At 36.9% G+C, this 13,902-nt stretch carries 17 protein-coding genes; 5 read left to right on the forward strand and 12 right to left on the reverse strand.

The window, feature by feature from the left end; genetic code table 11:
• Positions 1 to 113: 113 nt before the first annotated feature.
• From HYG93_RS13830 to HYG93_RS13855, 6 genes are all read right to left on the reverse strand, one after another.
• Positions 114 to 737, reverse strand: coding sequence for a hypothetical protein (locus HYG93_RS13830; protein WP_087528569.1), 624 nt, complete (start codon positions 735 to 737; stop codon positions 114 to 116).
• A 120-nt stretch (positions 738 to 857) separates the two neighbouring features.
• Positions 858 to 1,301 (reverse strand): hypothetical protein, encoded by a 444-nt coding sequence (locus HYG93_RS19480; protein WP_228141108.1) that lies wholly within the window; start codon positions 1,299 to 1,301, stop codon positions 858 to 860.
• Positions 1,302 to 1,993: 692 nt separating this feature from the next.
• The gene (locus tag HYG93_RS13840) at positions 1,994 to 2,302 is read right to left on the reverse strand and encodes a hypothetical protein (RefSeq protein ID WP_005006143.1); all 309 of its coding nucleotides are present in this window, start codon (positions 2,300 to 2,302) and stop codon (positions 1,994 to 1,996) included.
• 5 nt (positions 2,303 to 2,307) lie between these two features.
• Positions 2,308 to 2,814 (reverse strand): thermonuclease family protein, encoded by a 507-nt coding sequence (locus HYG93_RS13845; RefSeq protein ID WP_058952583.1) that lies wholly within the window; start codon positions 2,812 to 2,814, stop codon positions 2,308 to 2,310.
• Between the two features lie 85 nt (positions 2,815 to 2,899).
• On the reverse strand, positions 2,900 to 3,763 hold the full coding sequence (locus HYG93_RS13850; RefSeq protein WP_005028500.1) for a lytic transglycosylase domain-containing protein: 864 nt from the start codon (positions 3,761 to 3,763) through the stop codon (positions 2,900 to 2,902).
• A 1-nt stretch (position 3,764) separates the two neighbouring features.
• Entirely contained in the window at positions 3,765 to 4,571 is an 807-nt protein-coding gene (locus HYG93_RS13855) for a hypothetical protein (RefSeq protein ID WP_005028502.1), read from the reverse strand.
• Positions 4,572 to 4,630: 59 nt separating this feature from the next.
• On the opposite strand from HYG93_RS13855, the gene HYG93_RS13860 reads away from it, so the two are divergent.
• The 4 genes from HYG93_RS13860 (at position 4,631) to HYG93_RS13875 (ending at position 7,313) form a co-directional block, all read left to right on the forward strand.
• Positions 4,631 to 5,053 carry a hypothetical protein gene (locus HYG93_RS13860; protein ID WP_005028504.1) on the forward strand — a complete coding sequence of 141 codons (423 nt, stop codon included), beginning with the start codon at positions 4,631 to 4,633 and terminating at the stop codon, positions 5,051 to 5,053.
• An 80-nt stretch (positions 5,054 to 5,133) separates the two neighbouring features.
• Positions 5,134 to 5,673, forward strand: a complete 540-nt coding sequence (locus HYG93_RS13865; RefSeq protein ID WP_010591043.1) for a hypothetical protein — start codon at positions 5,134 to 5,136, stop codon at positions 5,671 to 5,673.
• 34 nt (positions 5,674 to 5,707) lie between these two features.
• Positions 5,708 to 6,448, forward strand: coding sequence for a hypothetical protein (locus HYG93_RS13870; protein WP_005006125.1), 741 nt, complete (start codon positions 5,708 to 5,710; stop codon positions 6,446 to 6,448).
• Positions 6,449 to 6,566: 118 nt separating this feature from the next.
• Positions 6,567 to 7,313, forward strand: coding sequence for a hypothetical protein (locus HYG93_RS13875; RefSeq protein WP_005028508.1), 747 nt, complete (start codon positions 6,567 to 6,569; stop codon positions 7,311 to 7,313).
• Between the two features lie 68 nt (positions 7,314 to 7,381).
• On the opposite strand, the gene HYG93_RS13880 is transcribed toward HYG93_RS13875, so the two are convergent.
• Both HYG93_RS13880 and HYG93_RS13885 read right to left on the reverse strand, forming a co-directional pair.
• Positions 7,382 to 8,173: a TraX family protein gene (locus HYG93_RS13880; RefSeq protein ID WP_032056299.1), complete on the reverse strand. Its 792-nt coding sequence runs from the start codon at positions 8,171 to 8,173 to the stop codon at positions 7,382 to 7,384.
• Positions 8,149 to 8,799: a hypothetical protein gene (locus tag HYG93_RS13885; protein WP_005028512.1), complete on the reverse strand. Its 651-nt coding sequence runs from the start codon at positions 8,797 to 8,799 to the stop codon at positions 8,149 to 8,151. Before HYG93_RS13885 ends, HYG93_RS13880 begins: the two co-directional genes overlap by 25 nt.
• Positions 8,800 to 9,000: 201 nt before the next feature.
• Here HYG93_RS13885 and HYG93_RS13890 point away from each other — a divergent pair, with 201 nt between their 5' ends.
• Positions 9,001 to 9,840: a hypothetical protein gene (locus HYG93_RS13890; RefSeq protein ID WP_228141107.1), complete on the forward strand. Its 840-nt coding sequence runs from the start codon at positions 9,001 to 9,003 to the stop codon at positions 9,838 to 9,840.
• On the opposite strand, the gene HYG93_RS13895 is transcribed toward HYG93_RS13890, so the two are convergent.
• The 4 genes from HYG93_RS13895 to HYG93_RS13910 all read right to left on the reverse strand — a co-directional run bounded on the left by HYG93_RS13895 (position 9,835) and on the right by HYG93_RS13910 (position 13,519).
• Entirely contained in the window at positions 9,835 to 10,095 is a 261-nt protein-coding gene (locus tag HYG93_RS13895; RefSeq protein ID WP_010591040.1) for a hypothetical protein, read from the reverse strand. The two genes, HYG93_RS13890 and HYG93_RS13895, sit on opposite strands and share 6 nt — an antisense overlap.
• A gap of 213 nt (positions 10,096 to 10,308) precedes the next feature.
• Positions 10,309 to 11,976: a DEAD/DEAH box helicase gene (locus HYG93_RS13900; RefSeq protein ID WP_005006110.1), complete on the reverse strand. Its 1,668-nt coding sequence runs from the start codon at positions 11,974 to 11,976 to the stop codon at positions 10,309 to 10,311.
• On the reverse strand, positions 11,976 to 12,344 hold the full coding sequence (locus HYG93_RS13905; RefSeq protein WP_005006108.1) for a hypothetical protein: 369 nt from the start codon (positions 12,342 to 12,344) through the stop codon (positions 11,976 to 11,978). The genes HYG93_RS13900 and HYG93_RS13905 overlap by 1 nt, the downstream gene beginning before the upstream one ends.
• Complete coding sequence (locus tag HYG93_RS13910; RefSeq protein ID WP_178962568.1) at positions 12,341 to 13,519, reverse strand: SprT-like domain-containing protein; 1,179 nt, start codon at positions 13,517 to 13,519, stop codon at positions 12,341 to 12,343. Before HYG93_RS13910 ends, HYG93_RS13905 begins: the two co-directional genes overlap by 4 nt.
• Positions 13,520 to 13,902 lie beyond the last annotated feature (383 nt).

A 13,902-nucleotide genomic window follows, 5' to 3' on the forward strand; every position in this document is an offset into this window, starting at 1 on the left:
AATCAATTTTATTGCTTCAACTTTAAATTCTGCGGTGTAAGTCTTCTGTTTCTTGCTCATGGTAAACTCCTGATGAGTGTCTATAGTTTACCAAGTTAAAACCTCCTGTTTTCTCAGCACACATCATTTGAGCTATTGGAATTCAAAAGATCTAACAAAATACTTCTTTGATTTTCTGCTAACCCTTTTTTTGTACTCCTCGATGAAACAGGTCTTGATGGTCTCCTAGCTTTTAAACTTTTAACCATACATGATATGTTGTGTGAAATTTCACGATCTATTATTTGATTTCTCTCACTGATAATTTGCTTTGCAAACCAATCTAGATAATTAGCAATATACGATATTCTTATATAGGTCGTAGCATTTGATACAGATTCATTGGTTCGTATTTTTGCTCTATTAAACTCTTTTCTTTGAATTATAGGTTTTCTTAATTTTTCATCAGTTTTCTTATCTTTTTTATCTCTAAGATAAATACAAAGGCCTTCTATCTGTTCTGTAGTCAAAAACTGTTTCTTTAAGAAAGTTTCTTCCAATAAAATGTTATTAGTATGACACCATTCTAATAACAACTTAACGGCATTGAGATAGGCTTCTATTGTATTTGAGGCCTTCGCAGAATTTCTGAGCTTACTTGTAGCAAAAAGAGTCGGATACCAATTCGGAACTCCATTGTCATCTATCAAAAGTGAATAACGTTCGCCTGACTCAAATTTTGTTCTAATGAGTTTCATTATGTAGACTCAAAACATTACATTATTTGATGGTACATCATTACCTGTTAAATTCAATTATTATATTTACTTACATGTTAAATTATTATATTTTAATATCAATTATTTATATAAAATTATTTACATAAAAGTCTTTGGTGCATTTAAGTATGGTGGGTCCAGGTATAAAAGTTTGACTTTATTAGCTAATTTCTCTCTTAAAGAGTACAGTGCCAATAGGTTATTCCCCTTAATTAGCAAGTTCTCTTTTAGCTCACCATTTTCGTCAAAAAATTCAAATTCTGTCTCATTGGTTGCGCTGTAATATTCAGGATTGGTAAGTACTTTTGGCTCAAATAATGTATCAATATCTTTTGAATCGACTTCTTGATGTAAAAACTTTTCTGTTGTTTTAACATCTTCGCGAGACATGCCCCCAACCAGCACAGCATCTTTAAATGGGAAATTAATCACTACATTACTGTTATTTTTAATAAAACCTACGTTTTCTTGATTCGCACTGTAGAGTCCAATTTTATTACTAAAGCGTGTGTACTGACCTTTTTTGAGTGAATTTTCCGCCATGTCTTTCCCTACTCTATGCTTTGCCAAAAATGTGAAACTATTTGTTGTGTAATGCCAAAATTTTCACAAATAAGTGTATTACTAATAAGCATGAAAGCAACATAAGGCTGTTCTTTTTTTAGCTAGTTGATTCATAACCTATAAAAAATAGATATGAAAAAGCCCCAATGTTGCAAATGGGACTTTTTTGTTGCCAAGGTTAAACTACTTAGCTAAAACTTGATCCACTGAACCAATTAACTTTCGGATTACTTCACCTTCTAGGGTGTTGTTATAGGTGTGTCATTTCAAATTTAGATTTTATCCCACCTCTTGAACAAGAGTATTAAGAATAAAACTGGATAAGCAATTGGCCATAAAACTGTAAAAAGTATTTTTGATGAATAAGGACTAATTTTCATCAAAATTTTATTAATAAAATAGTACCCCGTTAAAACATAAAAAACCGCACTAAAGTACTGGTGCATATTAATCAGTAAACACCACCAGATAATAGCCCAAAGAATCGCTACAAAAGTAAGGTAAAGGTAGAAAGCTTTATTTAGTTGCATGTTCATCATCTTTGTTCGGCATAACATTACCTTTTAAAAATCTACAATTGATCTAGTTCCCTTAGGAAAAAAACCACTAATTGCTTAGTGGTTCGTTCTGATCTGGTGATTAATTGGATTCCGTGGATATGACAATAGATGTCATATAAAACCTTCTTTGAACTGTCGCCCTTCCAGCGACTCTAAGTGCATTTCAAGGAAATCTATTGCCACTTCTGAGTAATTTGCGTTGGCTGAACAATTCACCAACTTTTCATCACAAAGACATTTTCCCAAATTTGCCAACTGAGTAACCAACTCATTTCGTACAGAAGCCAAGCTGAGAGCTTCAATCTGAGCTTGCAGTTCTTCACTGAAAAACTGCAGTTCCATACGATTACCACATTGTTGTTGCAGTAGATATTTATTTAATACCGCTACGGCTTTAGCGGTATTTAATTCACCGTTCATCAATATTACTTATTGTGACGGTACTGGCTTGGATAAACAGGGTTTGGATCAGCCCATAAACCAAGGCGTTGAGAACGTGCGTTGCTTTCAGCACTCAAAATAATTTTATCTTTGAGATATTCACGATAAGCCCATGCATAGCCATCTTTAACTTGCTTATAGTTAACACTATTCACGATGTTTAAGTTGGGCACTTGGTTTGTACGCATCTGAAAAATGGTACCAAGAGTACGACCGTAGCGGTCCTTACTATTTTCTTGCACATACACAATCGTTTCATGCAAGAAACTGATGTTCTGACGCGATTTCTGACCAAAAGCTTGACTTTTTTCTGGTGCATCAATCTGGTTGAAGCGAACACGGATCTGCTCATTGTTGTTGTTTAAAACGGTGATAGTGTCGCCGTCAGAAATACGTACAACTTTGCCAACAAAATCGGCTTGAGCTGCAGTAGCAACAACAGACATGGGTAAGGTTAAAGCTAAACTTTTTAAAGTTGTATTAAGGTTCATTTTGAATCCTTAGTGGGTAAAGAATAGGTAAATTGTATCGCATTACGTAACTGCAATTTTTTTCTTAAAAAATATATTCAGCTGATTAGTTAGGATTTATCCCCTTTCTCTCAAGCCATTTTTTCCATTGAAGTGCATACGCAACTAAACCAGGTTGTTTCGCCGTGCCATTGCGATATATCGCATTAAAAGATGGCGTCCATGAGTGGTAAGCAGCTGCTCTAACCCAAAAATCGGTTGACGGTTTTGTGGTTAATCGATTTCGCAAGATCTTGGCTGCAAGTCGCGCATTCAGACATCCATCAGTACGCACATAATGGCTGTTATAATTTTCAAACATACCGCCACGTTTAAAGTGCATGGAATTGATTTGGAATTGCCCCATATCCAATGAACGGTTTTTGTTTTGCGCTGTTTGTCCATTGGTACCACGCTCTTTGCTATGTATACCCAATAAAACATACAGCGGAACACCTTCTGACCGCGCAGCATGAATAACACAACTCAAAGTAGCGACTCTACCCGGTACGGTTTGATCGTAAGATACACTCGCTTGGTTGTATTGATTGTATTGCGTAGTTGGATAGGTATAAGAAACAGGACGGATATTCTGGCGAACGGGTTGTTGTTGTGGTGCTGGTGCTTGCTGGCCACTAGGTTGTGGTCCATTTTGTGCAACTGCCGTGCGCTCAGTGCTAGTCGGAGTTTCTTCAGTTTTTTGCGGTGTGTACTTCACGCCCAAGTAACGACTCGTAAATCCTCTTGGCTTTGCTGGCGCCGTTTCTTGCTGAGTGTTGGTCATGACCTGAAATGGTCGATATGGTGTACTTGATCCATTAGAATTGACATGGTTTGCATATGCACCTAGAGCCTCAGAACTTTGAGGCAATTGAGCATAAGCAACGCTTGATCCTAATAGAGTCGCAAATAGCGTTGGTTTTAACAGCATATTAATCAGCACCTTTATCGTTGTTGTTGAAATTGTCGATTAGGTGCTGTTTACGGTCAGCTAACTTATTCAGTGTTTCAACTGGCAATGGGTTTTTGCCGTCATACCACGATAAGCTATATTTTTTTGGCGCATAGCGGAACCATGCCAAGAATGGCGCATTCGGTAAAAATAAAAGACCAGTACGGACTTGCCACGCACGATAAGCTGAATTGATGCTAACCATGTATAGATAAAACACCAATAATACACCTGGTACAACAAGCATTGGATATAGCGCTTTAAAGAACATATAAACTACGTACAAGCCTGTAAACATAGATAATGCTAAATACAAATAAGACGAAAACTGATGGTTTTTAACAAGCTTGTCTATTTCATCATTACTCATTGAAGCTAAACGTTCTTGCCCTCTTGGGTAGTGAGTATTAGCAATGAGTCTTTTCAGTTGTTTAAAATTGTTAGGTGCGACAATTTCATATTCACATAAAGGGTGTGCACATACCCAATTCACGTTGCCTTTATAAGAACGTGGAATCCTGTTGTCATGCATTAAAATCGATTTACCGCATTCGGGGCATGTTGGAGACAGCATTGATCTAATATTAGATAAATGCGGTAAAAACCCTTTTCTAGCTGAACTCCAGTGGGTTTTACGCCCGAAATCAAAAAAGACTCGCTTTAAAATACCTGATTTACGGGGTTGACTAGCTTCAATTGCCTGTTTAATGGCAGCTTCATCTAAAACCTCATTGGTAATATTTACCTTTTGTGTAGCACTATCAGAACTATTTTTATCTGAAGACATACTTTTACCTACGGACTTTTATTATGTAGAATACGTTATTATATTAAAGGATTTTCAACGTGTCTAAAACCCTTTTTATTTTCGCAACGGTTATTTTAATTTCCACCCTTTTAAGTGCCTGTAATAACTCTAATACTCCAAATGAACAAGATCCATTAAAAGGTCAAGAACAGAAGTTTTTAGACGAATCGGCAACGAGTGAATCAAAAGAACTTGTGTTTTATGACTTGGTAGATCCTAAGAAAAAAGACCAACCTATAAAGGCTGAAGAAGCAAGTGCTTCCGAGCCTGAAGCCCAAGAACAACAACCTGAAAACGCCTTATCTCCTGAGGTTCTTGAAGCGATTCGTAAACATACAGAACGACAAGAAAAAAAGGAAAATGCACTCAGAACAATAGCTGAAGCTAAGCGTATTGAAGCATTATTAGTAGGTAAAGATCGCAGTAGTGATGATGGCTATACCTATAACAGTGATGAATAATTGATATATCAATGGTTTTAACCAATACAAACTTATTATTTTAAGTTAAAATGATTTTAAATTTTTTGGTATATACGGTTATGTTTAACAGTGCTTTTAAAAAACATAAAATAAAAATATGTTTTGGCTTGCCAATCATAATTGTGGTTTCGATCTTAATATTCAAAATCTACTCCTACCCCTTTAAGCCAAGACTCTTAAGCCCCGATTGGATTGAAAGTCGCTACAATGGTTGGGAAGTTGAACATCATGACTTATGGATTGCTACAATTGTGGATGTTGTTGGTCCAAAAACAGTAAAAATTAGAAATCAAAATGGAGAAGAAAAAATTATGGATCTTCTCTATATAAATGCTTTGCAATCTTCGGAAAAAATGAAAAACCTCTATATCAATAGCTTGTCCGGTTATGTTGGCCAACAGCTATTTGTAAAAGGAGATTCAGACAAAGCGCGGTTTAATGGCGTCTTGATCGATGGTAACGGTGAAAATATCAATCTAAACCTAACTTATGTACCAGGTGCGGTATTGGATATGTCATCAACTGCATACATTCATGACCGAGAAAAGCAATTAGTTCCTTATTTCGCGAATATCAATTCAGAAAATAGAACGTTTTAAGTTATAAATTAAGGGATATTAGAAAGGCCAAGCTATGCCAGCACCATTATGTTTTCTCACACTGGAATTTACCGCCAAAGTCAAGAATCCAGTTGATGTGCCTGACATTATTAAGTCGTCTATTTTGACGCGTATTAAAAAGTGCCGCACATCATCAATAGAACAGGTTCAGTATCTTTATAATGCTGAAGAGAGCTACTGGAAGCCAAAAAAACAAGTCACTGAAGAAGCAACTCAATATCATGGCATCACCAATGAAGATTTATTAACGCAAGACTCAATCAATGGTCTAAAGATTAAAAACTATGTTGTGTATTGGGCAAACGTTTATACATTTAGAATTTTGCAAAAAAGCAAAGTGAAGTTTTTTAATCACCGCTTTATCTTTTTAAACAACTTAATCAACGTGATTGGTGAAGATGGTTCCCTACCCATGACAGAATGGGCACGTTTAGCCAGTGCAGCTTCGGGAAATAATGAATTTCCAGAAGAGATACTGACTAACACTAACAATAAGGTCATCTGTTTGACCGTTATATTTGATTATATTTCTGAAAAATTAACATCACTTTATGGTTTGGATCTAAATAAGCATTACGATCTGGTTGCTGCAGTACAATACAACAGTGCCATCAAAGCTAAGAGTCAAAAATCATTAAAGGTTCATAAGCTTATGCGTGATGATTTTAATGAGTTTAAATTGCTTTTAGACAAAGGCATGGAGATTAAGAGAATTAAAAAGGAATATTTTATAAATAATAACTATCTCCCTTAAACCTAAAAGCCACTTTCTTAAAAGTGGCTTTTTTTACGTTAAACATAAAATAAACTATCACTAAAACCCTTTTTTAAAATATAATACTTTTAATTTCTATTTTAACTGGTGATACATTGTGAGTTTAATTAAGAAGCAAAAAGACATTCTATCTCACGACCCTCTTGTTTCAATTTTTAGTAACAATGACCTTTTAACAATCTCAGTTGATACGGATTCTGAAGATTTGAATCGTCAACCTAAAAATATAAAAATCCCGAATGCCGATCTTAAAGAGTTAACAATACAAATCAGTGGTTTTGATACTTTAGAAAACAATGATGTTGGTCGTTATTTCACTTGTTCTGGTACCGTAGAGCTCGTTAATACACTAGGTAATGGTGAAGAAAAACGTTTTGTATTAGCAGAGCCAAAAATCAAAGTAAACGTGGTTAAAAAAGGTCATTTACCGCAAACAGAACAAATTAAACAATTGGTTCGTAATGCGTGGATGGATGCATTTAGTGATGGTTGCCAAAACATTAACCAACCTTACCACTATGAAGATGAAACTTGGTTTGAACGCTTCAAAGGTAGCATTATTGGTAAGTTTGTACTGATCGTACTTGCCACTTTCTTCGCTGCTTTCATTGGTTTGGCTATTTTTGGTTATGTTGCTGGTAAAAAACAACAGGACCCAACATTAGAAATTGCGAATCAAATTGCTCAAGATCCTGAAGCATTAAAGCAATTGCTGAATCAATATGATCAACAAAATAACCAAGCTGGTGCACCTACTCCACAAGCATTACCAGAACAAGCAGCTGAGCAAGAAAGACAGCAAGAAATTAGCTCATTCGGTTTAGATGCTGGATCTAGCGAATAACGCTGATTAAGCAATAAAAAAGCACCTTAGTCATAAATACTTTGGTGCTTTTTTTGAGCCTAAATTTATTATGCAAATTTAAAAAGAATCCAAATGATGACGAGATGTACTGGATAGAACCAGTACGCCCACTTGCCCACTGGCGGTACTTCAAAAGGTATATTCATGTGCTGTCCTTTCAGTAGGAATTGTGCACCAATATACGTTGCAATGGCGCTACTGACAGCAAATGAGAATGCCAAAGAATATGTAGTCATATCCGTATAGTAGCCACCAATCAACCAGTTGAAAATGTTGGCCAATGAAGTGAGCAAGACGCTGATCATTAAAAAGTATTTCTTAGAACGAACGTTGGTTGTTTTAAAGAATAAATACAGGAATACAATTAATAAAACGCCCCACACGCTATACATAATAAAATTAGATAGCAATGTGGTCACGACTAACAGAGAGACAAACTGCAGCGTTGCATATTTATGTTTAGATTCCCCCAATACAACAAGCAAAAATCCTAAAAGCAACGTAGGCATGACGTTCAGTGTTGTAAATGGCTCTTGGTTGAATAGTTGATACGGTACTTCTGATAGCACACAAAACAACGCCAAATTTTTAAAATAGTTTTTTAATGTATGGGTTTTCTTTTTAGGAATAGCTTGGTTCAAATTGAATGCAAGCATGATACAAAAAATAGGAAAAGCACAACGGCCAATCGTCCTCAACAACAGATTATATTGAGGAAATAATATTGATGCGTGGTCAATAACCATGGTCACAATCGCAATCCACTTCAATAGATCCAAGGCTCTATTGCGATCTCGCACGGCGCTTTGGCTAATTACAGCTTCTTGTAGATGAACCATGTGTTATTTTTCGCTAAAGGGTTTGTATAAGCATCACTACGCTGTTTTCGGGTGTTGTTACGATTATCTAAGATCTCAATGCTATTCCAACCTTCGGGATAACCGAGCACCAGTCCAGAGTTATAAAATCTCGTGCGATGACGCTCTTCATCGCCGGCATAAAACAAGTACGCACGAATATCGTTATACGGTCGATGCCCGACCAATACGTTATCTTCATCACGATCAAAGTACTCATAAATTAAATCCGTATATTCACGATTGAAGTATCCGCACTTCTCAAACAGATCTGCACTTGAACGAAAAGTAATAGATTCCTTGGCCAGTGTTTTATTTAAAATCATGCGAGTGACATTACGAGCAAACACGGGCAAATTAAAATGCACAGGCAAATGAATTTCATTTATTTCGGACAAATCAATAGGATCACCAAAAGGACTAGAAAGTTCTAATGCTTTTTGATAAAAGTCCATCCATTGTGCAAGATATTCATCAACAAACTTTTTCTCACCATAATAAATTGGTAATCCATCAACCGTTAAAAGGTTTTGTGGAGGAAAAATATTGTTTCTTAAATCTAAGATGCTTTGTTTTAATTTTGCGATTTCGATTGGATCACTAATCATAACAACTCACTCGAATTAGAGTATTAAAATAATTATATAGGGTTTTAATTAATTAGATATAAGTTTTTAGCTCAGTAAATAAGCATTTTTGTTGTGTGGCGAATTAGAATTGATAAAAAATTTAAAAGAATATTTATTCTAGGAATTATTGATACAATGTATCTAATTTCTTACGAATTAGTATATACAATTGGGATTACTATGCTTACCCCTGATCGAATAGACAAAAAAGTTAATTTGGCTGGAATTGACAAGTCGTGGACCAATTTATTAAATCACTTGGACATTGATAGTCATCCTGAATACAACATCAATAAAACTCAGCCATGGTACTTGGCTAATTTTGTAGATTACCTACGCCTACTCAACTTTAAGTTTGATGAATTAAATCTAAGAGAGATTCGTGCAGTTGATTATGACTTGGTAGATTGGTCATTTCTTAAATCTAATCGCCTAAATGGTGTTGAGGTGTTTAAGGACCTTGCCATTTATCTGCAGAAACCCATTTTTGTTACGCAATATCCTAAATGTGTAGCCATCAATGCTGATGTTCGCGATCGTAAGCTTGCAGAGGTTATTTATGATTACTACAGACGCTTCTTACCGTTTTTCTATTCATTCATTAAATTGATCAGATCAACGCAGCGCTTATCTCTAGAACGTAAATTCCCCGTGATTGATAACTTTATGTCTAATTTTGGAGATCTTAGTACTGGTGAGTTTTATTCAAATATTCCATTTGATGATGCAGAGCTCAAAAGGATTTTGAAAAATGGCTTTGAAAAATATAGAGAGCATAAATCAGAACAGCGGTTTAGCCGTGCCATCGCAGAGCTAACACCGATGTTTAAAGCTTTGTCTGAATACTTAAAGATTGTGTCTACGGTTAACTACGTGGATCTAGACCTTATTCACTTCTTACACAATGCATTTTTGGGTAAAAACTTTAATGTTTATTCAGATCTATTCGCTTTGGATAAAGAACCTAATTTGTTGGTCAATTTAAGTTGGACATACACAAAAGCATTTCAATATTCATAAATAGCACCATGGTCGTTTATGTGCATCGGCTATATCAAAAGGAAGAAGAATATAGCGATCTTTTAACGAAAGGGCCTGGCCATACCGAAGTTTTGTAGCAGAAGAAAAATCTGTACTGGTTTTGCCCGTGGCAAAGTCTAACCAAAAGACGTCATTTCCATCGCAGAATAAACCTAAATTATCCTTTTCAAGCGCCACATACTTGATATAAGGATCATCTATTTGTGAGATCGAGGGAATATATTGATAGTCCACCTTTCATACAATATGTTTGCGAACGTGGTGCACGGCGATCGGTTGATCTATGGACCGTGCGTTATCCCATGCTACCTGAGCTTGCTCTAAAGTATATACGTGCGCTTGACAACATTCGTTGTATAGCCCTTTCCGTTAAAACCAGGCCACCCAATATTTGAGCCGACATTATCTCTAAAACAAGCTAGGTAAAGTTCAGTCATAAGGTTTCTCTTAAGCAACTTTCTTATTCAGTATGTGTTCGGCTAAGCGCTTGATACCGCCACCGTCCGTAATTAAATGTTCAAATAATTCGCCATTCGGGTTTTTAACTCCTTCCAACTGGCCTTTTTTGATGCCTAAGACATCAGAAATAATTGGATCTGAACCCGAATCAGCCAACAAGTAATATGCCGAGATCTGTTTGATTTGACCGTCACGGTCTAAGCGACCAATACATTGATCATGAACACCAGGCGACCAATCCAACTCACCAAACACAAATGTTTTGCATTTTGAGTGGTACTGCAAGCCATCAAGCCCGGCAGATGAACGTAATGAACTAATGAAGACTTTGCTTTCATCATTCAAGAATGCTTGTTTAGAACGTTCCTTAGCTGCAGGTCCTTCCGTGCCTGTATACATAACAGGATTGAATTCAGCCAAGCGTTCTAGCCAAATGTTGTACACATCTCGATGCCAACCATAAAGCATGACTGATTCACCAGACTCAACAAGCATACGCACGAACTCAGCGACATACGGCGCTTTGGCGATACCTGTTGCTTGGCGCATCATAATATTGAATTCTTCTGTCGCACGAAGCTTTTGCCCTTGGAATTCCTGAGTAGAGCTTAAAATTACTTTTGCCAGTTCCATTGCCTTGCCCTTAATTTGATCCAGTACTTTAGGATCGCTTTCGACATATTGAGGGATGATTTGTACTGGCGGTAACTCTCGATTTACATCTGCTCGAGTACGGCGCAACATTAGACCTTCATCACGTAAAAACATCCCAAACGCTTTAGGATCATTAATACGTTTTTCTTGTGAACACCACTCACGAGCGAATTCAGTAGCGGTACCTAAGCTATCTGGACGCAATATTTCAATGATGTTGTAGAATTCATCACCGTAGTTATAAATCGGTGTAGCTGATAGACCGAGGCGTAATTCAGCTTGGTCACTAATGAGTTTAGCAGCGGAATACTTTTGCGATGTATAGCCAGTCCGTAACTCTTGGATCTCGTCAAACACTACGTACTTAATCTTTCCGGCAAGATATTCAGCCCAACCGTTCAACTTTGAATAACTGGTGATAATGACATCGGGTGCTGCTTCACCCTCTTTGTGCAATGGATAAGGCGATGCTTTCTTTAGGATGTGACATTTTAGGTGCGGAGCAAAGCGTTCAATTTCATTCTTAATTTGCATTGGAAGATGTGTCATTGTCACAAAAAGCGCCGGGAGCGATTCAGGTAGAATCATCGGACATATTCCACTCGCTGTTTTGCCAAGGCCCAAATCATCCCCCAAGAGCAAACCTTTAACATTAAGTAGTAGATCTGCAGCTGCTCTTTGATACTCATATGGAGGCACAGCAAGATCAAATGTTTTGATCGGACGTTTATAGTCCATCACATCCAAAATATCTTCTTTTAGCGACACATAAGCCTTAGATTGCGCTTTCATGTATTTAAGATCATCAACACGCATTGGATAACGTTCAATAAACCAAAGTAGGTCGTGACAATTAGACGGCGTATCGCTTAACTCAATAAATTTTGATGCATGTTGGCTGACTTTTGGGAATACACGCTTAAGTCGTGTTTTAACATGTGGTTCACATTCAATGTGCCAGTTTTTTTCTTGACGAGAAATGGTGCCGTAAGATTTATACATTAGAAGACCCCCACTAAAATACGATGGCGGTAAATAAATTTATTGTTCAGTTGGATTGGAATGTTATTCACCCAATACGGTGTACCAACCACATAGAGCGCTTTTATGCTGTCATGGCTTAAATAACGATTGATCTGACGCAATAATGCGTTACGTGCACCATCTATTTTTAATTCAACACCCACCTTGCCGACATCTAGCTCAACAGTAAAATCAATGATGTCTTTATTTGATAGACGAACCTCACGTTCATACGGAATCTCATTGGCAATAAACATTTGCTCAATCGCGAGTTGTAAGTCTTTTTCGTTATAAAAACGGTATTTGTGTGAAGAAAACAGAATTCCAAGCTCTTCAATCGTTTTCATTCTGCATCCCCTTGGTCAGCTTTAGCAGCCTTTTTGTTTTTCTTCACCTGGCTTTTATCAATGGATTTTGACGGTACCAGTTCAACTTCACATTCAGTACACGACAATCTAAAAGTAGGACTACACGTTGCACCACGGCCACACTCAGGACACGCAAAAGATGCCCTAGTCTGTTTCTTAGGCTCAGGCTCTTCAAAATTGGCTGAACCAAGCTCTTGATAGAGTGTTTCACCGATCATAGTTTCTTTGAGTACAAAAAACTCGTTATCATCGCCGTTTGGTTGTTCACCCTTATAAAGTTTAACAACCTTAGGTTCTGGTATTGGTTGGTCGTCATCATCTAGCGGATCTTCATCAAAAGCCGTTGGATAATAACCGCCAAGGTTTGCAGCGGTATTTGATATGTCGATTAGTCCGATCGCTACATCAAAGGGATTCATTGTAGTGGGAGTCGTTTCCTCTTCTTCATCACTTGTTAGGGTGGCATATCCAGTGAGGGTATCTGGTGCTTTTGACGGTTCGGCAACTGGCTTCTCTTTTTTAGGTGATTTCAAAGCTGAATTGATTTCATTGCCAAGTAAGGCAATATGAAATAGCTTTGGAGAAGCAGTCGGAATGGACTCCAACAACTGCACTTGCTCTTGAATCATTTCAAGACTGGAAATCGTTTTGGGTGCGTACTTGTCATACCATTTGATGATACGCCCTTCATCGACAAGCTCATTGCACACTTGAATAAACAAGCCATCAGGTACAACGATTTCGGTCATCTTCTCGCCTGTCGTGCGACCTTCTTTTGTGCCGTCATCAGTCATAATCAAACCGATCTCAAGCATAAATGTCGCAAACTCAGCATTGTGATATGAGCGTTTAGATGGCTCACCAAAAATGCTTTGTTTCATATGACACATCTCATGTGCATAGCATTTAAAAATGTTAAGCAATGGTTGGGTGCCAAAGTAATCAGGGTTAAGGGCCAGTTCGTGCGTATACGCCGTATCATCTTCTGTCGAAGCAAATCTATTCTCAGACCAATAACCGGTATTTTTGTTGATACGTTGAAGCGTAATCAAACAATCTGGTAATTCATTTTTGAATAGCCTTTCATTGAAACGGTCATACACCAACTGCAGTTCTTCATAAAACTGCAACGTAGTTCTATTCTTTATGTTCATTTTTCAGTCGTCCAAACAGGATCAAACTAGGTGTGGATTGTACAAAACAACGTTTAAAGTTTACGCACAGCTTAAAATACAGTCAATAGTTTAAAATAATCAGCAAAGCATATATTTTTTTAATAAAAAATTACAACACAAAAAATAAGTATCATTAAAGTGTAGGTTTAATAAATTGTGGTTGGTTTTCATAATATGAGTGTTACGCTTTACTTCCACACAAAACTGGTGTTCCTATATCAATTTTGAGGGTTTTAAGTATATTATAAGCCACTTTTGTTAAATGCACATAGAAGTTACTTTTAGCGTTTATAAATGCTGAATAATACCCTTATTGTCAATAAGGCGCTATTTAAAGGCAATGGTTCTTAATAATGCTGTTT

It is taken from the genome of Acinetobacter sp. SwsAc6, from assembly GCF_013391565.1.
GTDB classification, from domain to species: Bacteria; Pseudomonadota; Gammaproteobacteria; order Pseudomonadales; family Moraxellaceae; genus Acinetobacter; species Acinetobacter cumulans.